General features: G+C 62.6%; 28 protein-coding genes. 10 read left to right on the forward strand and 18 right to left on the reverse strand.

Features of this window, described 5'->3' with window-relative positions:
* Positions 1-14: 14 nt before the first annotated feature.
* Both ppk2 and ACGYLD_RS03710 read left to right on the forward strand, forming a co-directional pair.
* Positions 15-884 (forward strand): polyphosphate kinase 2, encoded by an 870-nt coding sequence (gene ppk2 / locus ACGYLD_RS03705; protein WP_271693634.1) that lies wholly within the window; start codon positions 15-17, stop codon positions 882-884.
* Positions 877-1,494 (forward strand): TetR/AcrR family transcriptional regulator, encoded by a 618-nt coding sequence (locus tag ACGYLD_RS03710; RefSeq protein WP_067266873.1) that lies wholly within the window; start codon positions 877-879, stop codon positions 1,492-1,494. The genes ppk2 and ACGYLD_RS03710 overlap by 8 nt, the downstream gene beginning before the upstream one ends.
* Before the next feature lie 12 nt (positions 1,495-1,506).
* On the opposite strand, the gene ACGYLD_RS03715 is transcribed toward ACGYLD_RS03710, so the two are convergent.
* On the reverse strand, positions 1,507-2,502 hold the full coding sequence (locus ACGYLD_RS03715) for an LLM class flavin-dependent oxidoreductase (protein ID WP_394401230.1): 996 nt from the start codon (positions 2,500-2,502) through the stop codon (positions 1,507-1,509).
* 238 nt (positions 2,503-2,740) lie between these two features.
* On the opposite strand from ACGYLD_RS03715, the gene ACGYLD_RS03720 reads away from it, so the two are divergent.
* On the forward strand, positions 2,741-3,430 hold the full coding sequence (locus tag ACGYLD_RS03720; protein ID WP_394401233.1) for a hypothetical protein: 690 nt from the start codon (positions 2,741-2,743) through the stop codon (positions 3,428-3,430).
* Positions 3,431-3,577: 147 nt separating this feature from the next.
* Here ACGYLD_RS03720 and rpsI read toward each other — a convergent pair whose 3' ends face one another.
* The 3 genes from rpsI to ACGYLD_RS03735 form a co-directional block, all read right to left on the reverse strand.
* A complete protein-coding gene (gene rpsI / locus ACGYLD_RS03725; protein ID WP_067266905.1) occupies positions 3,578-4,078 on the reverse strand; it encodes a 30S ribosomal protein S9 in 501 nt (166 codons plus the stop codon).
* Between the two features lie 2 nt (positions 4,079-4,080).
* A complete protein-coding gene (gene rplM / locus ACGYLD_RS03730) occupies positions 4,081-4,542 on the reverse strand; it encodes a 50S ribosomal protein L13 (protein ID WP_067266879.1) in 462 nt (153 codons plus the stop codon).
* Between the two features lie 160 nt (positions 4,543-4,702).
* On the reverse strand, positions 4,703-6,118 hold the full coding sequence (locus ACGYLD_RS03735; protein WP_394401235.1) for a PLP-dependent aminotransferase family protein: 1,416 nt from the start codon (positions 6,116-6,118) through the stop codon (positions 4,703-4,705).
* Between the two features lie 143 nt (positions 6,119-6,261).
* On the opposite strand from ACGYLD_RS03735, the gene ACGYLD_RS03740 reads away from it, so the two are divergent.
* Positions 6,262-6,459 (forward strand): DUF1127 domain-containing protein, encoded by a 198-nt coding sequence (locus ACGYLD_RS03740; protein WP_333909710.1) that lies wholly within the window; start codon positions 6,262-6,264, stop codon positions 6,457-6,459.
* Positions 6,460-6,709: 250 nt separating this feature from the next.
* On the opposite strand, the gene ACGYLD_RS03745 is transcribed toward ACGYLD_RS03740, so the two are convergent.
* Positions 6,710-7,138: a PaaI family thioesterase gene (locus tag ACGYLD_RS03745; protein WP_209218884.1), complete on the reverse strand. Its 429-nt coding sequence runs from the start codon at positions 7,136-7,138 to the stop codon at positions 6,710-6,712.
* 58 nt (positions 7,139-7,196) lie between these two features.
* Here ACGYLD_RS03745 and ACGYLD_RS03750 point away from each other — a divergent pair, with 58 nt between their 5' ends.
* From ACGYLD_RS03750 to gluQRS, 4 genes are all read left to right on the forward strand, one after another.
* Positions 7,197-7,982 (forward strand): enoyl-CoA hydratase, encoded by a 786-nt coding sequence (locus ACGYLD_RS03750; RefSeq protein ID WP_394401238.1) that lies wholly within the window; start codon positions 7,197-7,199, stop codon positions 7,980-7,982.
* Positions 7,983-8,231: 249 nt separating this feature from the next.
* Positions 8,232-9,572: a methylenetetrahydrofolate--tRNA-(uracil(54)-C(5))-methyltransferase (FADH(2)-oxidizing) TrmFO gene (gene trmFO / locus ACGYLD_RS03755; RefSeq protein ID WP_271693628.1), complete on the forward strand. Its 1,341-nt coding sequence runs from the start codon at positions 8,232-8,234 to the stop codon at positions 9,570-9,572.
* A 101-nt stretch (positions 9,573-9,673) separates the two neighbouring features.
* Entirely contained in the window at positions 9,674-10,240 is a 567-nt protein-coding gene (locus ACGYLD_RS03760; protein WP_333909709.1) for a methyltransferase domain-containing protein, read from the forward strand.
* Entirely contained in the window at positions 10,237-11,094 is an 858-nt protein-coding gene (gene gluQRS / locus ACGYLD_RS03765) for a tRNA glutamyl-Q(34) synthetase GluQRS (RefSeq protein WP_271693626.1), read from the forward strand. The genes ACGYLD_RS03760 and gluQRS overlap by 4 nt, the downstream gene beginning before the upstream one ends.
* A 9-nt stretch (positions 11,095-11,103) precedes the next feature.
* Here gluQRS and hisI read toward each other — a convergent pair whose 3' ends face one another.
* Positions 11,104-11,463, reverse strand: a complete 360-nt coding sequence (hisI, locus tag ACGYLD_RS03770; RefSeq protein WP_271693625.1) for a phosphoribosyl-AMP cyclohydrolase — start codon at positions 11,461-11,463, stop codon at positions 11,104-11,106.
* A gap of 75 nt (positions 11,464-11,538) precedes the next feature.
* Here hisI and ACGYLD_RS03775 point away from each other — a divergent pair, with 75 nt between their 5' ends.
* Positions 11,539-12,000, forward strand: coding sequence for an iron-sulfur cluster assembly scaffold protein (locus ACGYLD_RS03775; RefSeq protein ID WP_271687444.1), 462 nt, complete (start codon positions 11,539-11,541; stop codon positions 11,998-12,000).
* Positions 12,001-12,194: 194 nt separating this feature from the next.
* Here the strand turns inward: ACGYLD_RS03775 and ACGYLD_RS03780 are convergent, their stop codons facing one another.
* The 5 genes from ACGYLD_RS03780 to ACGYLD_RS03800 form a co-directional block, all read right to left on the reverse strand.
* Positions 12,195-12,323: a hypothetical protein gene (locus ACGYLD_RS03780; protein ID WP_271693624.1), complete on the reverse strand. Its 129-nt coding sequence runs from the start codon at positions 12,321-12,323 to the stop codon at positions 12,195-12,197.
* A gap of 99 nt (positions 12,324-12,422) precedes the next feature.
* Entirely contained in the window at positions 12,423-14,513 is a 2,091-nt protein-coding gene (gene recG / locus ACGYLD_RS03785; RefSeq protein WP_271693623.1) for an ATP-dependent DNA helicase RecG, read from the reverse strand.
* Positions 14,510-16,630, reverse strand: a complete 2,121-nt coding sequence (ligA, locus tag ACGYLD_RS03790) for an NAD-dependent DNA ligase LigA (RefSeq protein WP_394401244.1) — start codon at positions 16,628-16,630, stop codon at positions 14,510-14,512. The genes recG and ligA overlap by 4 nt, the downstream gene beginning before the upstream one ends.
* A 102-nt stretch (positions 16,631-16,732) precedes the next feature.
* Positions 16,733-17,440 carry a response regulator transcription factor CtrA gene (gene ctrA, locus ACGYLD_RS03795; RefSeq protein WP_394401246.1) on the reverse strand — a complete coding sequence of 236 codons (708 nt, stop codon included), beginning with the start codon at positions 17,438-17,440 and terminating at the stop codon, positions 16,733-16,735.
* 94 nt (positions 17,441-17,534) lie between these two features.
* Positions 17,535-17,813, reverse strand: a complete 279-nt coding sequence (locus tag ACGYLD_RS03800) for a DUF1153 domain-containing protein (protein ID WP_067266163.1) — start codon at positions 17,811-17,813, stop codon at positions 17,535-17,537.
* A gap of 120 nt (positions 17,814-17,933) precedes the next feature.
* On the opposite strand from ACGYLD_RS03800, the gene mnmA reads away from it, so the two are divergent.
* Positions 17,934-19,076 (forward strand): tRNA 2-thiouridine(34) synthase MnmA, encoded by a 1,143-nt coding sequence (gene mnmA / locus ACGYLD_RS03805; protein ID WP_394401249.1) that lies wholly within the window; start codon positions 17,934-17,936, stop codon positions 19,074-19,076.
* 6 nt (positions 19,077-19,082) lie between these two features.
* Here mnmA and lpxB read toward each other — a convergent pair whose 3' ends face one another.
* The 7 genes from lpxB to ACGYLD_RS03840 form a co-directional block, all read right to left on the reverse strand.
* The gene (lpxB, locus tag ACGYLD_RS03810) at positions 19,083-20,234 is read right to left on the reverse strand and encodes a lipid-A-disaccharide synthase (protein ID WP_271693619.1); all 1,152 of its coding nucleotides are present in this window, start codon (positions 20,232-20,234) and stop codon (positions 19,083-19,085) included.
* On the reverse strand, positions 20,231-21,031 hold the full coding sequence (locus ACGYLD_RS03815; protein WP_271693618.1) for an LpxI family protein: 801 nt from the start codon (positions 21,029-21,031) through the stop codon (positions 20,231-20,233). Before ACGYLD_RS03815 ends, lpxB begins: the two co-directional genes overlap by 4 nt.
* A complete protein-coding gene (gene lpxA, locus ACGYLD_RS03820; protein WP_271693617.1) occupies positions 21,028-21,810 on the reverse strand; it encodes an acyl-ACP--UDP-N-acetylglucosamine O-acyltransferase in 783 nt (260 codons plus the stop codon). Before lpxA ends, ACGYLD_RS03815 begins: the two co-directional genes overlap by 4 nt.
* Positions 21,807-22,277: a 3-hydroxyacyl-ACP dehydratase FabZ gene (fabZ, locus tag ACGYLD_RS03825; RefSeq protein ID WP_067264885.1), complete on the reverse strand. Its 471-nt coding sequence runs from the start codon at positions 22,275-22,277 to the stop codon at positions 21,807-21,809. Before fabZ ends, lpxA begins: the two co-directional genes overlap by 4 nt.
* 82 nt (positions 22,278-22,359) lie before the next feature.
* Complete coding sequence (locus ACGYLD_RS03830) at positions 22,360-22,944, reverse strand: OmpH family outer membrane protein (protein ID WP_271693616.1); 585 nt, start codon at positions 22,942-22,944, stop codon at positions 22,360-22,362.
* A 4-nt stretch (positions 22,945-22,948) separates the two neighbouring features.
* The gene (bamA, locus tag ACGYLD_RS03835; protein ID WP_394401254.1) at positions 22,949-25,282 is read right to left on the reverse strand and encodes an outer membrane protein assembly factor BamA; all 2,334 of its coding nucleotides are present in this window, start codon (positions 25,280-25,282) and stop codon (positions 22,949-22,951) included.
* A 193-nt stretch (positions 25,283-25,475) separates the two neighbouring features.
* Positions 25,476-25,601, reverse strand: coding sequence for a hypothetical protein (locus ACGYLD_RS03840; RefSeq protein WP_269451576.1), 126 nt, complete (start codon positions 25,599-25,601; stop codon positions 25,476-25,478).
* Between the last annotated feature and the right edge of the window lie 34 nt (positions 25,602-25,635).

The raw sequence follows: 25,635 nt of genomic DNA on the forward strand, positions 1-25,635 counted from the left end.
CGCAAGGAGCGCCCATGGACCTGCCCTTTGACGGCGCGATCAGCGCCTTTTACGAGAACGACGCCCCCGAGGACATCCGCCAAGCGATCCAGCGGGCCGACAAGGACGATATCCTTTCGCCCAGCTACCCGCATGACGAACGTCTGTCGCGCAAGACCTATGAGCGCGACTATGACCGGTTGCAGATCGAAATGGTCAAACTGCAATCCTGGGTGCGCGAAACCGGGCAGCGCGTCGTCATGGTTTTTGAGGGGCGCGACGCCGCTGGCAAGGGCGGCACGATCCGCCGTATGCGTGAAAACCTGAGCCCCCGTTCCGCCCGTGTGGTGGCCCTGTCGAAACCCACCGAAACCGAGCAGGGCGAGTGGTATTTTCAACGCTATATCAAACACTTGCCCACAGCGGGCGAGATGGTTTTTTATGACCGCTCTTGGTACAATCGCGGGGTGGTGGAAAAGGTCTTTGACTTCTGCACGCCCGAACAGCGCGCCCATTTCTTTGAACAGGTCACCCCGTTTGAGCAGATGCTCGTCGAAGACGGCATTCACCTGATCAAGTTCTGGCTCAACGTGGGCCGGGCCGAGCAGTTGCGCCGCATGTTGTCGCGCGAATCCGATCCGTTGAAACAGTGGAAACTCAGCCCCATCGACGTCAAAGGTCTCGCGAAATGGGAGGAGTATTCCGCCGCCATCGCCGAGACACTGCTGCGCAGCCACACGGATGAAACCCCGTGGACGGTGATCCGCTCTGACGACAAACGTCGCGCCCGTCTGGCGGCCATGCGCCATCTGCTGCACCGTTTCGACTATCCCCAGAAAGACACCAAGGCGATCGGCAAGATCGACGATGAGATCTGTGGCGGGCCGGACATCTGGGATGCCTAAGCGCGGCTACCATCACGGCAACCTGCGCCAAGCGCTGATCGACGCGGCGCTTGAGTTGATCGAGCAGCGCGGCCCCACGGGTTTCACCCTTTCCGAAGCCGCCAAACGCGCGGGCGTCACCCCGGCGGCGGTCTATCGCCATTTTGAGGGCCGCGAAGACCTCATCGCCGAGGCCGCGCATCAAGGCTATGATATCTTTGCCGATTTGATGGAATTCGCCTATCAATCCGGCCAGCCCTCGGCGCTCAAAGCCTTTGAGGCGACGGGCCGCGCCTATCTTGCCTTCGCCCGCAAACATCCCGGCCATTACATCGCGATGTTCGAATCCGGCATCTCGGTCAACCGCACGCCGGAATTGGCCCATGCCGCCAACCGCGCCAATGCGGTGCTGGAACGCGCGGCGACCGACCTCAGCCAACATATCCCGGCGGACAAACGCCCGCCCGCTTCGATGTTCTCGGCCCATATCTGGGCGATGAGCCACGGGGTGGTTGAGCTATTTGCCCGCAACTCGCCCGGTCGCGCCTCGCCCTTCCCGCCCGATGACCTGCTGGAAACCGGGATCGGGATTTATCTGCGCGGCTTGGGGCTGGTCAGCCCTGACGAGTGAGGGCGGCGGCCCTTAGGCCGCCACTGTCATCTCCTGCAAGACATCCGCCGCAATCTCGAACGAGCGCAGGCGCGCTGAGTGATCGTGGATTTGTCCGGTCAGGATCAACTCATCAGGCCGATGTTGCGCGATCAGCGTCTCAAGCTGGCGTTTCACCGTCTCTGGGCTGCCAACGGCAGAGATGCGCAGCGCATGGTCGACACCTTGACGCAGCCCCGCGCCGATCTCGGCATCGATGTCGCGCACCGGGGCCGGAAGCTTGCCAGGGCGGCCTGTACGCAGACGGGCGAAAGCCTGCTGCATGGTGGTCCGCAGATAGGCGCCTTCCTCATCCGTCTCAGCGGCAAAGACGTTCACTGCCAGCATGAAGCGCGGTTCGGGGCAGGCTTCGGATGGTTTGAAATCGCGGCGATAGATCGCCGTGGCCTCTTCCAAGGCATCCGGCGCGAAATGCGAGGCAAAGGCATAGGGGAGCCCGAAATGCGCCGCCAATTGCGCACCATAGAGCGATGAGCCGAGGATCCAGATCGGCACATGCGTCCCCTCACCCGGATGGGCGCGCACCGGCGCGCGGGGATCGGGCGCGCCCAGATAGGCCATCAACTCGGCCACGTCATCGGGGAATTGATCGCCCGCGCTCATGCCGCGGCGCATGGCGCGCATCACCGCCTGATCCCCACCCGGCGCGCGGCCAAGCCCCAGATCGATCCGGTCGCCATGAATCGCCGCCAGCGTGCCGAACTGTTCGGCAATGGCCAAGGGCGCATGGTTGGGCAGCATCACCCCACCCGCGCCGACGCGAATTTCTTTCGTGTGATCCGCCACATGCCCGAGCAGAACCGAGGTCGCCGCCGAGGCGATGCCGGGCATATTGTGATGCTCCGCCATCCAAAACCGGTGATAGCCCTTGGCCTCGGCCAGTTGCGCCAGAGCGACCGAATTGGCGATGGCGGTGGTGGTGTCCGACCCTTCGGGCACGGGCGCAAGATCAAGAACTGAATACTGCATGACTGTCTCCTGTGTTGGGGCTGATATAGGCAGGCACAGCCCCGCCCGGAACCACGTCGCCCCAGAAAAACCAACGGCTTGGGCGAAATTTCCGTCGATCACAATGTTATGTTCTAACGCATGCCAGATATGCGCAATCGGGCCTTGCCGCCCCCCGGTGAGCGCCCTATCCGAGGGGCCTTCACAACCTGACCTCGCCAGTCGCAGACAAGCTATGGTCCAAAACTAGGCAAATGCCATGAATATCAAACATCTTATCGGGTTCGGCCTCACCGCCGGGCTGCTCTCCTCTGCTGCCTATGCGCAGGAAAACGTCACCACCGGTTTCGACCCGGTCATCGAAGACCGCAGCATGACTTCCATGGTTGGCTGGACCGCCGGCGTCTCTGCCGCGACACGGTTCAACACGTCGGATGATTTCGATCACCTCGAAAACGAAGTCGAAGGTTTTGTCGAACTGACCTACGGCGGCTTCCACACCGGGCTGAGCGCGACTTCGCTTTACCAAGACCCCAGCGATGACGTCGAATTCGAAGCAAACCTCGGCTACGGCGCGGACTTCGGTCAGGGCCTGAGCTGGGATCTGACCTATGGCTACATCTGGCTGAACGATTCCAAAGACCACAGCGAAGAGATCACCGCGACGCTGGGCTTCCCCATCGGGCGTGACGCCTCGGGCGCATTCGCCGTGATCATCGACCCCGACAATGGCGAAAGCGATCAGGAAGTCGCGTTTGAAGCGCCCCTGTCCGAGCGTTGGACCGCCGTTGGCCTCATCGGCAACAGCGACCGCGACGACAACATCTATGCCGAAGCCGGTGCCGTTTATGACTTCGGTGACGGCGTCACTTTCGAAGCGCTTTACGAAGACACCAACGATGGCGACGGCGTGCTGGGCTTCACCGTGAGCTACGAAATCGGCGGCTAAGCCGTTTCAGGATCAATCGCGATCCGGACCTAAGGCCGCTGCGGGAAACCGCGGCGGCCTTTTTCATGTGCCACGGCCAGCCCTGCCCACCGCAACGAAAAAGGGCCACCCCGGAGGGCAGCCCTTTCGCAAACTTGATCGGTAAGCTTAACGCTTGGAGAACTGGAAGCTCCGGCGCGCTTTGGCCTTACCGTATTTCTTACGCTCGACGACACGGCTGTCGCGGGTCAGGAAGCCTGCCGCTTTCAGCGCACCGCGCAGGGAGGGATCGTAGAGTTGCAGGGCTTTGGAGATGCCGTGCTTGACCGCGCCCGCTTGACCGGACAGACCGCCGCCTTTGACAGTCGCGATCACGTCGAACTGGCCTTCGGTGTTGGTGATGCCGAACGGCTGCGCGAGGATCAGCTGCTGCACGGGGCGCGCGAAGTATTCGTTCTGCGGCTTGCCGTTCACGATGACCTTGCCGGAACCGGGCTTGATCCAAACGCGAGCGACCGCGTCTTTACGCTTGCCGGTGGCATAGGCGCGGCCCAGTTCGTCACGAACCGGCTCACGGGGGGTCACTTCGGTCTCGGTGCCCTGCACGCCGCCGATGTTGTCGGTCACGGCTGCTTCCAGACCGTCGAGGGATTTGATTTCGTCAGCCATGCTCATGCACTCCGCGTGTTTTTCTTGTTCAGGGATTTGACATCCAGAACTTCGGGGCTCTGCGCCTCATGGGGGTGTTCGCTACCTGCATAGACGCGCAGGTTGGTCATGATCTGGCGGCTCAGGCGGTTGCCGGGCAGCATGCGCTTGACCGCTTGGGTCACAACACGCTCAGGATGTGCGCCTTCGAGGATCTGTGCCTTGGTGCGCGATTTGATGCCACCGGGGTGGCCGGTGTGCCAGTAGAAGTGCTCTTCGCGCTTCTTGCCGGTCATCTGCACCTTGTCGGCGTTGATGACGATCACGTTGTCGCCGCAATCCATATGCGGCGTGAAGGACGGCTTGTGCTTGCCGCGCAGGCGCATGGCAACGATCGAGGCGAGACGGCCCAGCACGACGCCTTCGGCGTCGATGATGATCCATTTCTTGTCGATATCTGCCGGTGTCGCAGAAAAGGTTTTCATGGATGAATTCCCGTTTGAGGTTGGTCGGAACGAGGAATCCCCGCCCGGTGTCTGATGGAGGCGTTATAAACACCTGCATCGCCGGGTCAAGCGCAGCAATCCCTGATTTTATCAGCTAAAACAATACGTTGTGATTTAGGTATAATAATACCCCATATTTCTACACGCTGATCTGCTCCGGTGGATTGTCCAGAAGGCAGCGCAGCCGCTGCATCGCCGCCTCGAAGGACCGCAGGGAGACATGGGCGTTCACCGCGATGCGCACCGCATGGGGTGCGCGGCCATCGCGCAGGGCGAATTCATCGGCCGAGCGGATCTGCACGCCCTGCGCCTCTGCCGCGCGGCAGAACCCGGCGGCCCGCCACCCCGGCGGCAGTTGCAGCCAGAGGAAGGGCACATCGCGCGACCATTCCAAGGCATGGCCGCCCAGATGGTTCACCGCCACTTCGACATATTCCGCCAGTCTTTCGCGAATATCCGCGCAGATCGCCTTGAGCCGCGGGTCGGTCAGGAGGATCCGCGTCGCCTCGGCCAAGGGCCGGGCAAGGCCGAAATACCCGTATTCCGCCACCCGCCGCAGATCCGCCGAGCGCCCCGCCGGGGCCAGTGCAAAGCCGACGCGCAGGGCGGGCGTCAATTCCTTTGAGATCGAAGAGACATGCCAGACATGCTCGGGCCAAAGCGAGCGGTAGCTCGGCGCGCGGGCGTGGCCCATGCGGTAGCAATCATCCTCCAAAATCTCCAACCCATGCCGTTTGGCGACTTCCAACAGCGCACGCCGCCGTTCAAGGCTGGTGTGGCTGCCCGTGGGGTTATGCACCTCCGGCGTTGTGCAAAAGACCTGCGCCCCGCTGTCGCGCGCGGCCTTGTCCAGCGCCTCTGGCAGCACGCCCTCTGCGTCCATCGCCACGCCGACCACCTCGGCGCGCAGCACTTCCGCCGCGCGGCGAAACCCGGCGTAGGAGAGGTCTTCGACCAGCATCACCGGCTTCGGCCCCGAGAGGATCGCTTGCAGTACCAATACAATCCCGCTCTGCCCGCCATGCGACAGCACGACGTCACGCTCGCTCAGCGGCCCGAGGGCGAGATGCGACAGCCAGTCGACCACCGCTTGCCGCACCGGGGCATAGGCGTCGCGGGTGGGATAGTTCATCAGGTCTTCGCCCGGCACATCCGCCACCTGTCGCAGGGCGCTGCGGATCAGCGCCACCTGCCCCATGTCCGGCAGTCGTGGGCTGAAGAGGCTGACCGCATCCGTATCGGCAACCTCCAACTCCTTGATCCAACTATCTTGTTCGCGATTCCAGACATCTTCGCGAATGGCCGCCTGCGGCGGGGCGACAAAGGTGCCACGGCCCACCTCGGCCTCCAACAGACCCTCATCCGTGAGGATGGTATAGGCCCGCGCCACGGTGCCGGGGGTAATCCCCAATTGCCACGCCAGTTCCCGTACCGGCGGCAGCTTATCCCCCACCGCCAGAGCCCCAGAGACGATCCCCTGCCGGATGGTCAGCGCGACGAGCTTGTACTTCGGCCCCTGCCCCTCGGCCAGTGCCGGCTGCCAAATTGTACCCATTACAATATTCCTGTGGTCAAATTGTATCGCGCTTTGTACCGTTGTATCTGTAGGCATTCTACACTTTGTGTCAATACAATTTCGCCAATACAATTTCAAGGAGTTCCCCCATGACACAGGCACGCCCCCTTACCGCTGATGCAATGACATTGATGACATACCGCGCCCTGCCGGTCCCTGCGGTGATTGCGCTGCGCTTTGCGGCGGTCGTGACCACATGGGCGGCCCGCCGACGCACCCGGATCGCGCTTGCCGCGCTTGAACCGTGGGAGCTTGAAGATGCGGGACTTACACCGGAACAAGCCTCGGCCGAGGCTTCCCGCGTGTTCTGGCAGGCGTAGCTTCCCTGTGGCGACTGCCAGACCTCTTCCTCGGGCCGGGTTTTCCCGGCCCTTTTTTGTGGCCTCTGAGAATTCCTCGGCCCGGAATCAAGCCGCGGGCGCCGGGCCATCGCCTGCCCGTCCCGGCGGGCTGGCGATTTGGTGTTGGGCGCATTTGCGAGAAGGCGCATCACGGCTGCGCCATAAAGTGGCATGGACCGGCGTCGCAATCGCCACCCCACGGTCAGGCGCTGGCCCTAAACTCTGCCCCTCACCCCATCGACGCTGGCGGAATCGCATAGGTCAGCCCGGCCCGCGCCACGGGCTTGTCCGACCCTTCGGAATAGATCAACACATCCGTCACCGACAGCTGCCGCCCCAGCTTCAGCAGCTTGGCATGGGCCACCAGCGGCACATCCGCCAGCGGTTTGCGCATGAAATCAATAGAGCAATTCGTCGTCACCGCCAGCGCCTTGGGCCCGATCATCGCCAGCGTCACCAGATAGGCCGAGACATCCGCCAGCGCGAACATCGACGGGCCCGAAACGGTCCCTCCGGGCCGCAAATGGCGGCGGCTGGTCAGCAAACGCATGGTGATCTCGTTCTCGGCCACATGATCTACGGCGAAATCATCCGCCACCTGATCGAACACCTCCCGCATGAAGGCTTCCAACGCCTCCGCATCCATCACCACGGCCATACTTGTCCTCCCTGCTGTCCTCGGCGTAACGTTGGCGTGATCAACCGGGGAGGGCAAGGTGGCAATTCTTGACGTTACGGCACGCGGGCCGGTGACCCATCTGCGCATGAACGCGCCCGAACGGCTGAACGCCCTGTCGGACGAAATGCTGGCCGCCCTGCACGCGCGCTTCGACCAATTGGCCCAAGACCGCGCCACGCGGGTCATCGTCCTTTCCGGCGCTGGCAAAGCCTTCTGCGCGGGCCACGACCTGCGCCAAATGACCGCCATGCGCCAAGCCGAAGACGGGGGAGCGGCGGGCTTCAAAGACCTCTTTGACCGCTGCGCCGCCCTCATGGCCCGCACTCAAAGCCTGCCGCAGCCCGTCATCGCCCAAGTGCATGGCATCGCCACCGCCGCGGGCTGCCAATTGGTCGCCACCTGCGATCTGGCCATCGCCGCGGATGACTGCCGCTTTGGCGTCAACGGCGTGAACATCGGCCTCTTCTGCTCGACCCCCATGGTCGCCCTGACCCGCAACATCCCGCGCAAGCAGGCGTTTGAGATGCTCACCACCGGCGAGTTCATCTCCGCCCCCCGCGCTGCTGAACTGGGCCTGATCAACCGCGCCGTGCCGGGGGACCAACTGACCCAAGAAACCGAGGCACTGGCCGAGAAGATCGCCGCCAAACTCGGCACCGCCGTCGCGCATGGCAAAGGCGCCTTCTACCAACAAATGCAGATGCCCACCGAACAGGCCTACGCCTTTACTGGCGAGGTCATGGTCCGCAACATGCTCGAGACGGAAACACGCGAGGGCATCGACGCCTTCTTGGAAAAACGCCGCCCCGATTGGCCCCAATGATTGTTTCCAAAACCGCCAGCCTTTGTTGCCACGCTCGGGCTGGCAAATCTGGCGAAATCACGGCATAGTTATGTTAGGGCACAGAAACCCTGATGATTTTGGGTCGCCGCAGGCGGAAGGTCCCTCCGGGTCAGCCTCTCACTGACCGACCATTCCCGCCGCGGCGACCCCAAAACCATTCCTCTCCCGCAGCCTCATCGCGCCTTCTTGCCTGTTGCGTGCGGCGCTGCCCTGCCCTACATCGCCCCCATGACAGATACATTGCACATCATCGGCGGCGGCATGGCCGGATCAGAGGCGGCTTGGCAAGCGGCGAACGCGGGCGTGAAAGTCGTGATCCACGAAATGCGCCCCAAAGTCGAAACCTTCGCCCACCAAACCGGACTTCTGGGCGAGATGGTCTGCTCCAACTCCTTCCGCTCGGATGATGACGAACAGAACGCCGTCGGCCTGCTGCATTGGGAAATGCGTGCCGCCAACGGGCTGATCATGGCCTGCGCTGACAAGAACCGCCTGCCCGCAGGCGGCGCATTGGCGGTGGACCGCGACCCCTTCGCGCAGAGCGTCACCGACACGCTGCTCGCACACCCCAACATCACCGTCGAATATGGCGAGATCACCGAACTGCCGCGCGATGGCAAATGGATCATCGCCACCGGTCCGCTGACCTCGGGCAAGCTGGCCGAAGCCATCGCGGCTGAAACCGGCGCCGAGGCGCTGGCCTTTTTCGACGCCATCGCGCCCATCGTCTATTTCGACAGCATCGACATGTCCAAAGCCTGGATGCAGTCGCGCTATGACAAGGGCGAGACCGAGGAAGAGCGCACCGCCTACCTCAACTGCCCGATGGACAAGGAGCAATACGAGGATTTCATCGACGCGCTTTTGGCCGCCGAAAAGACCGAGTTCCGAGAGGGCGAAACCGCAGGCTATTTTGACGGCTGCCTGCCCATCGAAGTGATGGCCGAACGGGGCCGCGAAACCCTGCGCCACGGCCCGATGAAACCCGTGGGGCTGACCAATCCGCACCAGCCCGAGGTCAAGGCCCATGCCGTGGTGCAATTGCGCCGCGACAACAAACTGGGCACGCTTTACAATATCGTCGGCTTCCAGACCAAGATGAAGTACGGCGCGCAAACAGATGTTTTCAAACGCATTCCGGGACTGGAGAACGCGCGCTTCGCCCGTTTGGGCGGCATTCACCGGAACTCCTTCATCAACTCGCCGACACTGCTTGACGACCAGATGCGCCTGCGCAGCCGCGACAATATCCGCTTTGCGGGTCAGATCACCGGTGTCGAAGGCTATGTCGAAAGCGCCGCCATGGGCCTGCTGGCGGGCCGTATGGCCGCCGCCGAAATCAAGGGCGGCAGCCTGCCCACCCCGCCCGACAGCACCGCCATGGGCGCGCTGATCACCCATATCACCGGCGGGGCCGAGGCAAAGACCTTCCAACCGATGAACGTGAACTTCGGCCTTTTCCCCCCGGTCGAAGGGCTGAAATCGGGCCGCCGTGGCCGCAAGGACCGCTACAAAGCCTATACCGACCGCGCTAAGGCCGATTGGCAGACGTGGCTTAATCAAGGTTAACGCGGCGGGGGTTAACACTGGATCCTCCTGCTCATCCCCCATATCCTAAGGGCATGACACAGCATTTTTTTGACAAGGCCTATGCGGCGCGGGACACGAATGTGATCCGCAGCCTCTATGACGAATGGGCAAGCAGCTATGACGAGGACATCAAGGCGCAGGGCTATGCCACGCCCGATCGCGCCGCTGCCACGCTCGCAGAATTCCTCGGCGACAAAGAGCAGCCGATCTTCGACATCGGCTGCGGCACCGGGCTGTCCGGCGCGGCGCTAAAACAGGCGGGTTTCACCACCATCGACGGCGGCGACGTTTCCGCCGCCATGCTGGAGCAAGCGCGCAAAAAAGACATATACCGCAACCTATTAGAACTCGAAGTTGACGCGCCACTTCCCTTTGCGCCCGGGGCTTATGCAGCGATCAGTGCCATCGGCGTGATCGGCCCCGGTGCGGCCCCCATCAGCCTCTTCGATACGCTGATGCATGGGTTAGAAAAGGGCGGTAAGCTCCTATTTTCACTTAATGAAAAGGCGCTGGAAGATCGCGGTGCTTTAGGCATGATCCACGAATGGACCGATTGCGGCGCGGCGATCCTTCTCTTTGCCGAGGAAGGGCCGCACCTGCCCGGGATCGACATGAAGTCTACCGTCTATCTGATTGAAAAGAATTGACTCTTACCATCAGATTCGCACCATCTCCGACCGGACCACTGCACCTTGGCCACGCCTATTCCGCACTCTTGGCCTATGATCTGGCAAAGGCCGCAGGCGGCGATTTTCTGCTGCGGATCGAAGACATAGACCAATCCCGCGCGCGTGCGCATTGGGAGGCGCAGATCTACGAAGACCTCACGTGGCTGGGCATCGACTGGCCGCAACCCGTCATGCGGCAATCGGATCGAATGGCGGCCTATGAAGCCGCCATAGATGTCCTCTGGTCGCGCGGTCTGCTCTATGCCTGCACCTGCAACCGCCGCGACATTGCCGCTGCCACCAGCGCGCCGCAAGAGGGGGCAGAACCCGTCTACGGCCCCGATGGCCTCATCTACCCCGGCACCTGCCGCACGGCAGGCCACTCCAAAGGCTCCGGCGCGCTGCGCCTCGATATGCGTAAGGCACTGGAAACCCTTGGCAATACCAAGCTAAGCTTCACCGAAAACGGCCAGGGGCCGAATGCCGAAACTGGGAAGATCACCCTCTCCCCTGATGAGTTGATCGGCACGGTCGGGGATGTGGTCTTGGCCCGCCGCGACATGGGCACGTCCTATCACCTTTCGGTCGTGCTCGACGACGCCGCGCAGGGGGTGACGCTGGTCCCGCGCGGGGCCGATCTGTTCGAGGCGACCTATATTCATGTGGTGACACAGGCATTGCTGGACCTGCCGACGCCGCTCTATCATCATCACCGGCTGATCCGCGATGACAGCGGCAAGAGACTGGCCAAACGTGATGACGCCCGCGCCATCGCGCTCTATCGCGAAAACGGCGCCACCCCCGGCGAAATTCGTGAAATCGTCGGGCTTTAGCGCACGCTCTTAATCCATCGGCTTCATCAGTTCGACCTCTTCACCGTCCTGAATGCCGGTGTAAAAGCAGCTCCGCCGCCCGGTATGACAGGCCGGCCCGGTCTGATCCACCATCACCAACAGGCAATCCCGGTCACAATCGACGCGCATCTCGACCAGCTTTTGCGCATTGCCGCTGGTTTCGCCCTTCACCCAGAACGCCTGCCGCGAACGGCTCCAATAGGTGACCTTGCCGGTCTCGAGGCTGCGCGCGATGCTCTGCGCATTCATCCACGCCAGCATGAGCACCTCATGGGTCTCGGCGTCCTGCGCGATGGCCGGGATCAGACCCGCTTCGTTAAACTGAAGGCTTGCAGGATCAAATGTCATCGGGCACCTCGTGGAAATATTTGCATCTGTCTCTGCGGCGCTTATGTAGGGTTTCAGCACGAAAAGGAACAGCCCATGTCGGATGAGACGGACCTCATCAAGCTCTACTCCGCGCGCATTCTCGCGCTCGCGGCCGAGATCCCCCACTTGGGCCGCATGGAGGCCCCGCAGGCCAGTGTGAAACGCCGCTCACCGCTCTGCGGCTCCACCGTGACGGTCGATGTGCGGGTTGAGGATGGGCATCTGGCCGAGATGAAGCAGGACGTGAAAGCCTGCGCCTTGGGGCAAGCCGCCGCCGCCGTGGTGGGCGATGCCGCCCCCGGCAGGTCGCTTGCGCAGATCACAACCGCACGCGATCAACTGCGCGCCATGCTCAAGGGCGAAGGCCCGGTGCCGGATGCCCCTTTCGACGGTTTCGAAGTGCTGACCCCCGCCACGGCCTATAAAAACCGCCATGCCTCCATCATGCTCAGCATCGAAGCATTGACGGAAGCGATGCAAGAGGCCGAAGCACCTGCCGAAGCGGGCGAACGCTGATCGCGGCCAACCTCAGCCTGCCTCCCCCCCCCTGAAAAGCTAAAAAAACGCCGCACATCCTGCGAAGGATGGCGGCGTCAGTCGGCGTGCCTCATGTGGGACCCACTTTGCCGAAACCCGACGCGGACAGGCAAGTCGGAGCATCAAATTGGGACGGATGCAGCGGCAAAGCGGCATGAGAGCCTTGGCAGAACTCAGATAAAGGCGGGCAGATGCAGACCCACCACCAGCATCACGATCAAAGCGGCGGCCCCTGCTGCATCTTGCAGCAATGTGGCCTGTGATCTGACGGCGATAGATTTCAGGGCAGTGTAAGTAATCATCAATACCTCCTTATCTGTGTTGCTTCTTTGTTCTCATTTCCTCACCCACAAGTAAAGAACTTTTTGAGAACATCCGCGAACATAATGAGGTTTCGATCGCTAACCCACTGTTATCAAACGGATCGCCTCATCCTGCCGCATGAGCCACAAAAGCAGTCTCACGGCCTTGCCGCGCGGCCCTTCGAGGCTGGGGTCATCGACCAAAAGCTTGCGAGCGTCTGATTGCGCCACCGCCATCAGCCCCGCCTGACGCTCCAAATCCGCCACGCGGAAACGCGGCACGCCGGACTGCGCCGTGCCAATCAGATCCCCCGTGCCGCGCATCTTCAGGTCGGTTTCGGCGATGACAAACCCGTCCTCTGATTCGCGCAGCACCTCAAGCCGCTGGCGGCCCGTCTCACTCAGCGGCGCTTGATACATCAAAAGGCAGGTCGAGGCGCCTAAGCCCCGCCCGACGCGACCCCGCAACTGGTGCAGCTGCGCGAGGCCGAAAATTTCGGCACGTTCGACCACCATGATTGTTGCATTGGGCACGTCGACACCCACTTCGATCACTGTCGTGGCCACCAGCACCTTGGTCTCCCCCGCTTGGAAGGCGCGCATTGCCGCGTCCTTCTCGGCAGGTGGCATCTGGCCGTGGACCAACCCGACGATCCCTTCGCCCAAGGCCGCACGCAGCCGCTTAAACCGGTCCTCCGCCGCGGTGAGATCGCTGACTTCGCTTTCCTCAACCAGCGGACATACCCAGTAGCACTGCCGCCCCTCGCTGATCGCATGGCGCATCCGGTCGATGACCTCATCCATCCGTGAGGTCGAGACGAGCGCTGTGCGAATGGGCTGCCGCCCGGGGGGCTTTTCATCCAAAATCGAGACATCCATATCGCCGTATTGCGCCAGCGCCAGACTGCGCGGGATCGGCGTGGCGGTCATCACGAGCACATCAGGGAGCTTCCCCTTACGGCCCAGTTCCAACCGCTGCCGCACGCCGAAACGGTGCTGTTCGTCAACCACGGCGAGGCGCAGATCGGCAAAGCTGACATCGGCCTGAAAAACCGCATGAGTGCCGACGAGGATTTGGATATCACCGCGCTCCAGCGCCGCGAGCTTGGCCCGTCGCTCGCCCCCCTTGTCGCGCCCGGTGAGCAGTTCCAGCACAACGCCCGCCTGTTCCGCCAGCGGTTGCAGCCCCATAAGGTGCTGACGGGCAAGGATTTCCGTCGGCGCCATCAGCACCGCTTGTCCCCCCGCCTCAACCGCGCGCAAGAGCGCCATAAAAGCCACCAGCGTCTTGCCCGCCCCCACATCGCCCTGCAACAGCCGGTTCATCCGCGTCTCGCGGCCCATGTCGGCGGTGATCTCTTCGATCGCGCGCTGTTGCGCACCGGTGGGGCGATAGGGCAAGGAGGACAGCACCCTTTGTTGCAGACGCCCGTCGCCCCGGTTCGCCCGCCCGATCTTGCGCCGCTCATTCTGTCGCGCCAGCGCCAAGGTCACCTGATGGGCGAAAAGCTCATCATAGGCCAGCCGCTCGCGCGCGGGCGCGGTGGCGGTCAGGTCTTCGGCCTTCTGCGGATCATGCGCGGCCTCTGCGGCGGCGGCAAAATCGGGCCAGCCGGCCTGCGCCACCTGCCCCGGATCAGCCCATTCGGCGACCACGGGCAGCCGTTTCAACGCGCCGCGGGTGGCCTTGTACATCAGCTTTTGTGTCAGTCCGGAGGTCAGCGGATAAACCGGCTCAAAATCGGGAATGCTGCTGGCCTGATCCTCCGGCACCGCGAAATCAGGGTGGACCATCTGCGCCATCCCATCGAAAAACTCCACCCGGCCCGAGACGATGCGGCGGCTGCCTTCGGGCAATTGCCGCTGCCAGTAATCGCCCCGCGCGTGGAAATAGACCAGTTGAAAACTGGTCTGCGCGTCCTCGACCATGATGCGATAGGCGCCGCCCTTGTTGCGGGCCGGGCGATGCGCGCCGATGGTGACCGCGACGGTCAATGTCGCGGGCAGATGCGCGTCCTTCACGCTGTCGCGCAGACGCCGGTCGATGCCGGAATGCGGCAGGGTAAAGATCAGATCGCGCGGCGCTTGGATGCCCAATTGCCCCAGCACCTGCGCGGTCTTAGGCCCCACCCCTTCGAGCGTTTCCAGCCCGGCGAAAAGCGGGAAAAGCTGTTCCGGTCTGCCGCTCATTGGCCGTCGATCAGGGCCAGCCAGCCGTCTTCATCCAAGGTCTCGATCCCCAGTTCGGCGGCCTTTTTGGCCTTGGACCCCGCCCCCGGCCCCGCGACCAGAATGTCGGTCTTGCCGCTGACCGAGCCCGAAACCTTGGCCCCCAAACGCTCCGCCCGGGCCTTGGCCTCGGCACGGCTCATCTTCTCCAACGTGCCGGTGAAGACGACCGTTTTGCCCGCCACGGGGCTGCCTTCGGTGTCGGGCCGCTCGGCAGGGACTACGGTCAGATGCGCCACCAACCGGTCGATGGAGGCGCGCTCCGCCTCTTGCGCGAAGGCCGAGACGAGCGAGCCCGCCATAACGCTGCCCACCCCATCGACGCCGATCAGATCGTCCCACGCCGGGCCGTCCAGCCCGCGGGCCTCGGCCATGGCGGCCTCGAAACTCTGCCAATCGCCGTAGTGGAGCGCGATCAGGTTCGACGCCGCCTCGCCCACATGGCGAATGCCGAGGGCAAAGATCAGCCGCGCCATGGGAATTTCACGCCGATCTTCAATGGCTTGGAACAGATTTTCGGCCGATTTCGGCCCCCAGCCTTCGCGGTTCTTCAACTGCTGCACGCCGCTGCCGTAACGCTCTTTCAGGGTGAAGATATCCGCAGGCTCTGCGATCCAGCCGTCGTGGTAGAACTGTTCGACCTGTTTTGCCCCTAGACCGTCGATGTCAAAGGCTTTGCGGCTGACGAAATGGATCAGCTTTTCAACGGCTTGGGCCGGACAGATCAGCCCGCCCGTGCAGCGCCGCACCGCATCGCCCGGCTCGCGGATCGCATCCGACCCGCATTCCGGGCAGGTGGTCGGAAAGACGAAAGGCGCCGCATCCTCGGGGCGTTTCGACAGGTCAACATCTGCCACTTTCGGGATCACATCGCCCGCGCGGTAAATTTGCACCCAGTCACCGACGCGCACATCCTTGCCGCCGCGGATTTCAGCACCCTTGCTGTCGAGCCCTTTGATGTAATCCTCATTGTGCAGCGTCGCGTTGGAGACGACGACACCGCCCACGGTCACCGGTTGCAGCCGCGCCACGGGGGACAATGCGCCGGTGCGTCCGACCTGAATGTCGATGCTTTCAAGCCGGGTCCATGCCAGTTCGGCGGCAAATTTATGAGCCACGGCCCAACGCGGCGTGGTCGACCGAAAGCCAAGCCGTTCCTGAAGCGCGAGGTCATCGACCTTGTAGACCACCCCGTCGATATCATATCCCAGCGTGGCCCGCTGCGCTTCAATCGTCTCGTAATGGGCGACCATATCGCCAGGGCCTTCGCAAAGAGCGGTCAAAGGGTTGGTCGAAAACCCCAATTCCGCCAAGCGGTCGATGGCCCCCTTCTGGGTCTCCGCTAGAGGGGCAGAGAGCGCGCCCCAGGCATAGGCAAAAAACCGAAGTGGGCGGACGCGGGTGATCTCTGGGTCCAACTGGCGCAGCGATCCGGCGGCCGCATTGCGCGGGTTGGCAAAGGTCTTGCCGCCTCTTTCAGTTTGCCGCTCGTTCAGCGCCGCGAAATCGGCGTGGCTCATATAGACTTCGCCGCGCACCTCCAGCAGGTTCGGCGCGTTTTTCAACGTTTGCGGAATGTCTGCAATCGTGCGGGCATTGGCGGTGACATTCTCCCCCACGGCCCCGTCGCCGCGGGTGGCCGCCTGTGCCAGCACGCCTTGTTCATAGCGTAGCGAAAGCGACAGCCCGTCAATCTTGGGCTCAGCCGTATAGGCCAGCGGCGCATCGGCCCCAATCCCGAGATACTTGCGGATCCGCGCGTCGAATTCGGTGACTTCCTCGGCATCAAAGGCATTGGCGAGCGAGAGCATCGGCACCGCGTGACGCACCTTGCCGAAACCTTCGGCAACCGGGGCGCCGACTTGCTCCGAGGGGCTGTCTGCGCGTTTAAGGTCAGGAAAACAAATTTCGATTGCCGCGTTGCGCCGCTTAAGCGCATCATATTCCGTATCCGAAATATCTGGTGAATTTTCCGTATGATAGGCCGTGTTTGCCGCGCTCAGCACTTCGGCCAGCCGGGCCAGTTCCGTCTCTGCCTGCGCTTTGGTCAGCGCTTCAACCTCGATCTGGGATGTCACGATCTGCCCCCGATATTGTCATCTGTCGCTTAGATAGGTGGCGATCAGGGGCAGGTCTAGCGATTTCAGGTCTAATGCTTTCCGGGCTGGGCCGACGGGCGATCAGGCGCTCGCGGCCAAATCCATCTGCGCCGGTTCGGGATCGCGCAGCACATAGCCCCGGCCCCAGACCGTTTCGATATAGCTCTCCCCACCTGTGGCCTGGCTTAGCTTCTTGCGGAGTTTGCAGATAAAGACATCGATGATCTTCAACTCAGGCTCATCCATGCCGCCATAAAGGTGGTTGAGGAACATTTCCTTGGTCAGGGTGGTGCCCTTCCGCAGGCTCAGGAGTTCGAGCATCTGATATTCCTTGCCGGTCAAATGCACGGGGGTATCGTTCACGCTGACGGTCTTGGCATCAAGGTTCACCGCCACTTGGCCCGTCTTGATGATGGATTGCGAATGCCCCTTGGACCGCCGAATAATGGCATGGATCCGGGCGACCAATTCCTCCCGATGAAAGGGTTTCGTCAAATAATCGTCGGCGCCGAAGCCGAAGCCCCTCAGCTTATTTTCCGTATCGTCGGAGCCTGAGAGGATCAGGATCGGCGTCTCAATCCGGGCGAGCCGCAACTGGCGCAGCACGTCATGGCCGTTCATATCCGGCAGATCGAGGTCGAGCAGGATCAAATCATAATCGTAAAGCTTGGCCAGATCGATTCCCTCTTCGCCCAGGTCGGTGGCGTAGACGTTGAGATTCGCATGGGTCAGCATCAGTTCGATACTGCGAGAGGTCGTTGGGTCGTCTTCAACTAACAATACACGCATTTCGGTTACTCCGGCTCATCTTGGACGATGGGCTCACCCTGAGCAAAAAAGGTTAACTACCCGTTACCGATACTCGACAGGATAGATTAACAACTTAAAGTTGTCTATATTTTTTCAAGGCCGTGGCTTTCAGCGCCGCCTCCCCATGTTCGGTAACCGCATGTAACCACTCCATAAATTCTTCGTCACTGATGCCGTAACGCTCCAGCGCTTCGGACTGGGTGATCAGCCCATAGACCACCCCCCGCACCACCGCCGCCTTGCGCGAGGCAACCCATCGGCGGGTATCGGCGCTTGGCAAATCGGCGCGGGACATCACGCTCCCGTCAGCGAGGGTAACAGACCGTGGCCCATCGACTTTTTTCAGGTACATCGCATCATCCGCCATTGTTTTGGCGTCCAATAACCCCCACCTGCCTTAACGCGGCGTGAAGCCCGCCCTTGTGACTAGGTAGGATTTTCCTATATTCGCGCACAAACTCCGGAGAGACCCATGGCCCTTGATCAGACCCCGCCGCTCAATTCGCTTGGCTTTGCCAAAGCGCCTGCCGATACGCGCGTCGTCGTGGCGATGTCGGGCGGCGTGGACAGTTCCGTCGTCGCGGCGATGCTCAAGGACGAGGGCTATGACGTTGTGGGCGTCACCCTACAGCTTTACGACCACGGCGCGGCGCTGGCCAAGAAAGGCGCCTGCTGCGCGGGGGTCGACATTCAAGATGCCCGCCGCGTGGCCGAGGAGATGGGCTTCCCGCATTACGTCTTGGACTATGAGAACGTCTTCAAGGACGCCGTGATCGACGAGTTCGCCGACAGCTACCTCGGCGGCGCCACGCCCGTGCCCTGCATCCGCTGCAACGAGCGGGTAAAGTTCAAGGACCTGTTGGAGACGGCCAAGGATCTGGAAGCCGACTGCATGGCCACCGGTCACTATATCCAGCGCAAGATGGGTGAGAACGGGCCAGAGCTGCATGCCGCTGCCGATGGCAACCGCGACCAGAGCTATTTCCTCTTCTCCACCACCGAAGAGCAGCTGTCCTACCTGCGTTTCCCGCTGGGCCATCTTCCGAGCAAGGACGACACCCGCAAGCTCGCCGCGAAATACGGGTTGGAGGTCGCCGACAAGCCCGACAGCCAAGACATCTGCTTTGTCCCGAACGGCGACTACGCCGCGGTGATCCGCAAACTGCGCCCCGAGGCCGCTGATCCGGGCAATATCGTCGACACTGAGGGTAATGTGCTCGGCAGCCACGAGGGCGTGATCCATTACACCATCGGCCAGCGCCGCGGCCTCGGCATCGGCGGTCTTGCCGATCCGCTTTATGTCGTGAAGCTCGACCCCGAGCGGAAAGAAGTTGTCGTCGGTCCGAAATCCATGCTCGCCACTCGCAAGATCCCGGTGCGCAAGATCAACTGGCTGGGCGATGCGCCCCTGGCCTCACAGGCGGAATGGAACATCGCCGTTCGCGTGCGCTCCACCCGTCCGCCACGCGATGCGATCCTGCGCCCGATCAGTGAGACGGAGGCCGAGGTCGAGCTACTCACCGCCGAGGAAGGCGTCTCTCCCGGGCAGGCCTGTGTTTTCTATGATCCTGAAAGCACGCGCATTTTTGGAGGCGGCTGGATTCACCGCGGCTGACAGCCCTTAAAGCCGCGCCAGCACCGCCCGCGCGGCCCGCAAGCCGGGTGCCTCACCCCCCTGCCCCAAACGCGCCATCGTCAGCGCCATGGCGTCCTTCTGGGCGCCGGGCGCGCGCAGCACTTGCAAGACACCTTCGGCGATCGGACCGGGACGGCAGTTCGCGCCGATGAATTCCGGCACCACGCGGGTTTCCGAGACGAGGTTGACCAGCGTCACCGTATCCACCCGCAGCATCCGACCGATGATCTGGCGGCTGATCCAATTCATGTCATAAGCGATGACCATCGGCGTGTTCACCGCGGCAAGCTCCAGCGATACGGTGCCCGAGGCCGCAAGCGCCACATCCGCCGCGCGGAAGGCGGCGCGCTTGCTGGCGTTGAAAGCCTCGACGCTTTGGTCGCGCGGATCCAGCACCAGCGGGTTGCCCGCCCAGTTGCGCGTGACCTGTTTGACCAAGGCGGCCACAGGGGCCGCCGCAGGGACGACGACACGCAAGGACGGCTCGGCCTCGACCAATCGCGCAACGACCTGCTGGAACACCGGCGCCAGCCGCGAGACCTCCCCCCGACGCGAACCGGGCAAGGCAAGCAACAAGGGCGCATCGGCGAGGCGGTGTTCGGCACGGAACGACGCCGCGGCGGCGTCATCGGCTACAGGCTCGGCCACCACCGGGTGGCCGACGAAATCACAGGCCATGCCCGCCGCTTCCATATAGGGCGGCTCGAAGGGGAACAGGGCGAGGACATGATCGACGGAACGGGCCATCTTCTCGGCCCTGCCGGGGCGCCATGCCCAGACGGTTGGGGCCACGTAATGCACTGTTCTGATGTCGGATTTCTCTTTCACCTTGCGCGCCACGCGCAGCGAGAAATCGGGGCTGTCGATGGTGATGAGCACATCTGGCTTGGTTTCAATCACCGCCTGTGCCGTCTCATTGATCCGGGCCATCAGCGCGCGGTATTTGGGCAGGATCTCCGCCAGCCCCATGACGCTAAGCTCATCCATGTTAAAGCGGCTTTCCAGCCCCTCAGCCGTCATCTGCGGCCCGCCGATGCCGTCGAATGTCACCTCGGGGCTGAGTTCTTTCAACCCGGCCATGAGCGCGCCGCCCAACCGGTCGCCCGAAGGCTCACCTGCCAGAATGAACACCTTCATCCCGCGTCCCCCTCTCGGACCCAAAGTACCAATCCCAATTCATCGGCCAGCGCCACGCAAGCGTCCCGCTCCAGCAGCATCACCCCGCCCGCCTTGACCACCACGCCCGCCAGCCCCGCCGCATGGGCGGCGCGCAGCGTATCGGGGCCGATGGTGGGCAGGTCGATCTCACGGATCTGGCCAGTTTTCGGGCCTTTGCAGAGCACTGCGCGCGCGCCCTGCACCGCTTCTGGCAGGGTCGCAAGCAGGTGATCCGTGCCCCCAATGGTCTCGACCCCATAGACCTGTTCGCGCCCGATCACGCAGGCCTGCCCGATGTCCAAGCTTGCCAACCCGTCCAGCACCGCCGTGCCGCGCGCCGCATCCCGGCGTATCTGATCGTCGGGCAGCTCGCGGGACAGCACACCGCTGTCGGCCAGCAGGTCCGGGACCAGTTCGTCAGCGCCAACCACCCGCAGGCCATGATCTTCGAAAATCGTCTTGATCACCTCAAGCGCGCCATTGTCGCCCGCCCCAAGGGCGGCTTTGAACTGCGGCACCAAGGGCGCCGTGCGCATGTCGAGCTTGGCAGGATCGAGCGTAGGCCGGTCAATCGCACCGCAGAGGCAAACCTCGCGGATGCCAAGGCCCAGAAGATGCGCAAGCAGGCTACCCAAAGTCTCCAACCGGAAGGTCAGATCGGCCTTCAGCCCATCGGGCGCGCAGCCCTCATAGGCGCAGACCAAAGGCGGCACGTCCTGCGCCGCCGCCACCCGCGCGGGCAGGCCGCCGCGCCCGGCGATCAGCGCAAGGCTCATTTCGGCGTCAGGAAATGGCGGCCCGTGTCGGCCATAACGAAATCGACGATCTGGCGGACGTAATCGCTTTGGGTCTCGTCCCCCAAACGCCGCGCCCGGTCCGAGAATGTCCCCTCGCCCTGCGCCAGCATCTGGAAGGCGGCCCTGAGCGCCGTGATGTCGCTGCGCGCCACGCCCGCGCGTTTCAGGCCAACGAGGTTCAGCCCGTCGAGATCACCGCGCGGCGCTTGCACAAGGCCGTAGGGGATCACGTCATTCGTCACCATGGTCACCGCGCCGATGATCGCGCCTTGCCCGACGCGAACGAATTGATGAATGCCAGACAGCCCGCCGATAATCACGTCATCTTCAAGCACGCAATGCCCGGCGACGGCCGCGTTGTTCACCACGATCACGCGATTGCCAACAACAGCGTCATGGGCGATGTGGCAGCCGGCCATGAAGAGCCCGTCATCGCCCACGCGGGTCACCCCGCCGCCCCCTTCGGTGCCGCAGTTCATGGTGACATGTTCGCGGATGCGGTTCCGCTCCCCGATGACCAGTCGGCTGGCTTCGCCCTTGAACTTCAGATCCTGCGGGATCTCACCGATGACCGCGAAAGAGAAGATCACCGTGCCTGCGCCGACCTCGGTCCGGCCGGTGACGACGACATGGGATTTCAACTCCACATCTGCCTTCAGCACGACCTCGGGCCCGACCACGCAGAAGGGGCCGACGCGCGCCGAAGGGTCGATCTGCGCGCCCTCTTCGATCACGGCACTGGGGTGGATATTGCTCATGCCGCGTCCTGCGGGAGATCCAACATCGCCATGAACTCGGCCTCGGCGGCCATTTCACCCTCAACAGTGGCCACGCCGCCGAACTTCCAAATCTTCGCACCCGGCTTGCCGCGCAGGGTCTTGAGGTCCATCCGCAGCACATCGCCGGGGCCAACCTTGCGGCGGAACTTACATTTGTCGATGGACATGAAATAGATCAGCATGTCGCGGTCCTGCATGCCAAGGGCCGTGCCCACCATCACACCCGCAGTCTGGGCCATCGCCTCCACAATCGTCACGCCCGGCATGATCGGCGTGCCGGGGAAATGGCCCTGAAAATGCGGCTCGTTCATGGTGACGTTCTTATAGCCGACAGCACTCTCGGTGCCCGCGATCTCTTCGACCTTGTCGACCAGCAAAAAGGGATAGCGGTGCGGCAGGATGCGCTGGATCATTTGGATATCGGCGCGCAGCAGCTCTTCGGTCATGGACTGTCCTTTGTCTCAGAAGGTTGCTGAAGGGCTACCAATTCGGGCGGCTGGGGGCAAGCATCCCGGCAGCGCAGAGCGCCTACTCGGCGTCCGTCAGCCCGCTGCCGATCGTCTCGTTGAGAAGCGCGATCGCCTCATCCGTGACCTCGATCGCGGAGGAAGAGACGAAGACACGCCGCCGTTCCAGAATGACCGCTGCATCGGAATTGCGCATCAACTGCTCAAGCACCGGAGCCGCAGCGGCCAGAAACCGCTCGCGCTCAAGGTCCAGCGCCTCGCTCAGCGCCCGGTTCTTTGCCGCCTGCTCTGCCCTTGTGCGCTGCACCTTCTCGTCAAAGGCATCGGCCAAAAGCCGGAACTGCGCCGGTTTCAGCTGAGAGCGTTTTTCGGTGAGTTCGCGTTCTTCCGCCTCAAGCGCCGCTTCGATCTCGCGGTTCTCAGCGGCAAGCTCCTCGCTCTGGGCTTCGATTTCGCGGCTGACGCGCTGGCCAAAGGCACTGTCGCGGAACAGGCGTTCGGAATCGATAGTCAGCACTGGGCTGATCACACCGCCCCCCGTGGGGGCGGCTGTATTTGTCTGAGGTTTCGCCGCAGGCGCCTGCTGCGCAAGGCCGGGGGTGACCCCGGCCAGCATCATCACCAAGGGGATGAAGGCGCGGCGCATGGGTTTAGAACGTGGTCCGCAGGGTGACCTCAAAGCTTTGCTCTTTGTCAAAGCTCTCTTTCTTCAGCGCGTCGGAGACGTTGAACTGAAGCGGGCCAAGCGGCGTGTCCCAGAAGACCGAGACGCCGATCACATGACGGAACGAACCGCTCTCGCCGACGATGGTGCCGCCAGAGGTGTCGACATCGCTCAGGTCCCACAGGTTGCCCACGTCGTAGAAGACGCCGCCGGTGATGCCATATTCCTCAGGCAGGCCCAGCGGGAACTCCGCCTCGAAACGGGCCACGGCAAAAAGGTTACCGCCAAGTGCGTCGTCCACCCCGTTGCTCTGGTCGCGCGGCCCGATGCCGCCCGGCTCAAAGCCGCGCATGATCGACGGGCCGAGGATAAAACGGTCAACCGCACGGTTGGTACCGCTGTTCCACGTCAGCGCCCCGCCTTCGAGCGTGGCACGCAGGGTGACTTCCTCGTTAAAGATACGCTTCTCGCCCGCGACTTTGGCCGTGGTCTTGATATATTCGTTGTCCCCGCCAAGCCCGGCAAAGTCCTGTCCGAACTCGAACAGAACGCCCTGTGTCGGGTCCAGCCCGCTACGGCGGGTGTCGTAGGTATAGGTATAGCCAACGGAGGAGGAGAAGAGCGCGCCCTCGGCGATTTCATTCGCGATGGTGGCGCTGTTGTCCTCGTCGTCCCGCTCCAGCATCTCGATCCCTTCGAGGGTATAGCGCGTCGACAGACGGCCATTCTCGCTGACCGGGAAGGTCAGGCTGGGCTGGAAGACCAGACGTTCGGTGTCATAGCTAGTGTAGGAGGAATTGGTTTCCGCGTAATCCAGCTTGAGGCCAAGCGCCACGTCGCGGCCAAGGAAGCGCGGCTCGACAAAGGTCACGCCATAGCGGGTGGCATCCTCGGCGGTGGAGATCGACAGGTTCAGCCGCTGACCGCGCCCGAGGAAGTTTTCCTCTTGGAAGCTGACCGCCACACCGAAACCGTCGTTGTTCGAGAAGGAGCCGCCGAAGTTCAGCGAGCCTGTGGGCTGTTCTTCCACATCCACGTCGATCACGACCTGTTCGGGGCTGGAGCCTTGGCGGGCGTTAACCTCTGCCGTCTCGAAATACTGCAACGCGCGGATGCGTTCCGCTGCTTGGCGGATTTCGCGCGGGTTGAAGGGGTCACCCTCCACGCTGTCGAACTCACGCCGGATCACACGGTCAAGCGTGGTGGTGTTGCCTTCGATGTCGATGCGCTCAACAAAGATACGCTCCCCACGGGACAGCTTGTAGGTCACGTTGAGCGACAGATCGCGGTCATTGCGGTCGATCACCGGCTCGACGCGCAGGAAATCGACACCATCACGGATCGCTTGGCGCTCGATCCGGGCGATGTCATTCTCGATCAGGGTCGGGGAATAGATCACGCCAGGGCGGATCTTGAGCAGGTCGCGATAGGCCGCCGCATTCAGGCCGGGCACTTCGGATTCCAGCGTCACCTCGCCGAAACGGAACTGCTGCCCTTCGGTGATGTTATAGGCCACGAAGACGCCATCACGCTCTTCGGTCAACTCGGCATTCACCGCCTCGGTGCGCATGTCGACATAGCCGCGCGACAGGTAGAAATCCCGCAGCAACTGTTTGTCGGCCTCGACGCGGCCCTCGACATAGGTGTCACGCTTGACCAAACGGCGGAAGAGACCCGCCTGTTTGGTGCCCAGCACGCGGCGCAGGCGACGGTCGGAATAGACGCGGTTGCCGACAAAGCTCAGACGCTCGATCTCAACATTGTCGCCTTCGAAAATCTCGAACACCAGATCGACGCGGTTCTGACCGCGGCGGATGATGCGCGGCTGCACGCGGGCCGACAGGCGCCCCTCGTTGCTATAAGCCTCCGCGATGGCGGCGGCGTCTTGCTCGGCTTGGCTGGGGTTGAACACCCGCCGCTCGGTCGAGCCGATGAGTTCGGCCAGCATTTCATCCTTGATGCGGCGGTTGCCTTCAAAGCTGACGCGGTTCAGCGTCGGCAGTTCGACCACCGTGATCACCAGCGTGCCGCCCTGCGGCTCAAGCGAGACGGATTGGAACAGGCCCGAATTTTGCAGGTTCTGATAGGCGTCGTTCAACTGACCGCCCGTCACCGCCTGCCCGCGCCCGATGCCCGCGCGGCGCAGGATAGCGCTGTCGCCAATCCGCTCATTGCCGTCAATGACGACTGTGTTGAACTGATATTGCTGCGCCTGCGCTTGGCTGCCGGGCACGAGCCACGCGACGGACAACATGACACAAAGCGATGCCCCCCGAAGGGTCTTGCCGACATTGCTGCGCTGCGCCCATTCGACGGGCATTCTGCCCTCGTTCCTCAGTCCCATTACACCGACCCGTTTTTTACGACATTGTTGTCAACCTGACTACGCAGGTTAACGGGGTTTGTCAAAAGCAACGGCGGGAAAAATAGTCCATATCATGCGGCAAGTTGGGCCGGAATGACATGATGGGACAAGATCGTGTGAAACTGCCCGATCCGGCAGCTCGCAGCGGTCAGAGAGAGGCGACAAAGGCCCCGGCAGAAAGCGCCGCGGCAATGGCCGCACCAAAGAACGCACGGTCCCAGTTCAGGTCCAAAAGCAGGCTCAGGCCGCGGTATGTTCCTTGCAAGACGTGCATTTTCGGTTCCTTCTCAATGAAGGGGAACCATAGC

The organism is Sulfitobacter sp. 1A12056, assembly GCF_043558125.1.
GTDB lineage: Bacteria > Pseudomonadota > Alphaproteobacteria > Rhodobacterales > Rhodobacteraceae > Sulfitobacter > Sulfitobacter faviae.

What these genes read in the sequence shown, in the direction of transcription:
- bamA (WP_394401254.1), bottom strand. Translation starts at nt 25,282, where the DNA reads ATGCCCGTCGAATGGGCGCAGCGCAGCAATGTCGGCAAGACCCTTCGG.
- ACGYLD_RS03745 (WP_209218884.1), bottom strand. Translation starts at nt 7,138, where the DNA reads ATGGCCGTGGTGATGGATGCGGAGGCGTTGGAAGCCTTCATGCGGGAG.
- ACGYLD_RS03720 (WP_394401233.1), top strand. Translation starts at nt 2,741, where the DNA reads ATGAATATCAAACATCTTATCGGGTTCGGCCTCACCGCCGGGCTGCTC.
- ACGYLD_RS03840 (WP_269451576.1), bottom strand. Translation starts at nt 25,601, where the DNA reads ATGCACGTCTTGCAAGGAACATACCGCGGCCTGAGCCTGCTTTTGGAC.
- hisI (WP_271693625.1), bottom strand. Translation starts at nt 11,463, where the DNA reads ATGACATTTGATCCTGCAAGCCTTCAGTTTAACGAAGCGGGTCTGATC.
- lpxB (WP_271693619.1), bottom strand. Translation starts at nt 20,234, where the DNA reads ATGAAGGTGTTCATTCTGGCAGGTGAGCCTTCGGGCGACCGGTTGGGC.
- ACGYLD_RS03710 (WP_067266873.1), top strand. Translation starts at nt 877, where the DNA reads ATGCCTAAGCGCGGCTACCATCACGGCAACCTGCGCCAAGCGCTGATC.
- ACGYLD_RS03800 (WP_067266163.1), bottom strand. Translation starts at nt 17,813, where the DNA reads ATGTACCTGAAAAAAGTCGATGGGCCACGGTCTGTTACCCTCGCTGAC.
- ACGYLD_RS03775 (WP_271687444.1), top strand. Translation starts at nt 11,539, where the DNA reads ATGTCGGATGAGACGGACCTCATCAAGCTCTACTCCGCGCGCATTCTC.
- lpxA (WP_271693617.1), bottom strand. Translation starts at nt 21,810, where the DNA reads ATGAGCAATATCCACCCCAGTGCCGTGATCGAAGAGGGCGCGCAGATC.
- ACGYLD_RS03830 (WP_271693616.1), bottom strand. Translation starts at nt 22,944, where the DNA reads ATGCGCCGCGCCTTCATCCCCTTGGTGATGATGCTGGCCGGGGTCACC.
- ACGYLD_RS03735 (WP_394401235.1), bottom strand. Translation starts at nt 6,118, where the DNA reads ATGGGTACAATTTGGCAGCCGGCACTGGCCGAGGGGCAGGGGCCGAAG.
- rpsI (WP_067266905.1), bottom strand. Translation starts at nt 4,078, where the DNA reads ATGGCTGACGAAATCAAATCCCTCGACGGTCTGGAAGCAGCCGTGACC.
- fabZ (WP_067264885.1), bottom strand. Translation starts at nt 22,277, where the DNA reads ATGACCGAAGAGCTGCTGCGCGCCGATATCCAAATGATCCAGCGCATC.
- ACGYLD_RS03740 (WP_333909710.1), top strand. Translation starts at nt 6,262, where the DNA reads ATGACATTGATGACATACCGCGCCCTGCCGGTCCCTGCGGTGATTGCG.
- ppk2 (WP_271693634.1), top strand. Translation starts at nt 15, where the DNA reads ATGGACCTGCCCTTTGACGGCGCGATCAGCGCCTTTTACGAGAACGAC.
- trmFO (WP_271693628.1), top strand. Translation starts at nt 8,232, where the DNA reads ATGACAGATACATTGCACATCATCGGCGGCGGCATGGCCGGATCAGAG.
- ACGYLD_RS03815 (WP_271693618.1), bottom strand. Translation starts at nt 21,031, where the DNA reads ATGAGCCTTGCGCTGATCGCCGGGCGCGGCGGCCTGCCCGCGCGGGTG.
- ACGYLD_RS03780 (WP_271693624.1), bottom strand. Translation starts at nt 12,323, where the DNA reads ATGATTACTTACACTGCCCTGAAATCTATCGCCGTCAGATCACAGGCC.
- ACGYLD_RS03715 (WP_394401230.1), bottom strand. Translation starts at nt 2,502, where the DNA reads ATGCAGTATTCAGTTCTTGATCTTGCGCCCGTGCCCGAAGGGTCGGAC.
- recG (WP_271693623.1), bottom strand. Translation starts at nt 14,513, where the DNA reads ATGAGCGGCAGACCGGAACAGCTTTTCCCGCTTTTCGCCGGGCTGGAA.
- mnmA (WP_394401249.1), top strand. Translation starts at nt 17,934, where the DNA reads ATGGCCCTTGATCAGACCCCGCCGCTCAATTCGCTTGGCTTTGCCAAA.
- ctrA (WP_394401246.1), bottom strand. Translation starts at nt 17,440, where the DNA reads ATGCGTGTATTGTTAGTTGAAGACGACCCAACGACCTCTCGCAGTATC.
- rplM (WP_067266879.1), bottom strand. Translation starts at nt 4,542, where the DNA reads ATGAAAACCTTTTCTGCGACACCGGCAGATATCGACAAGAAATGGATC.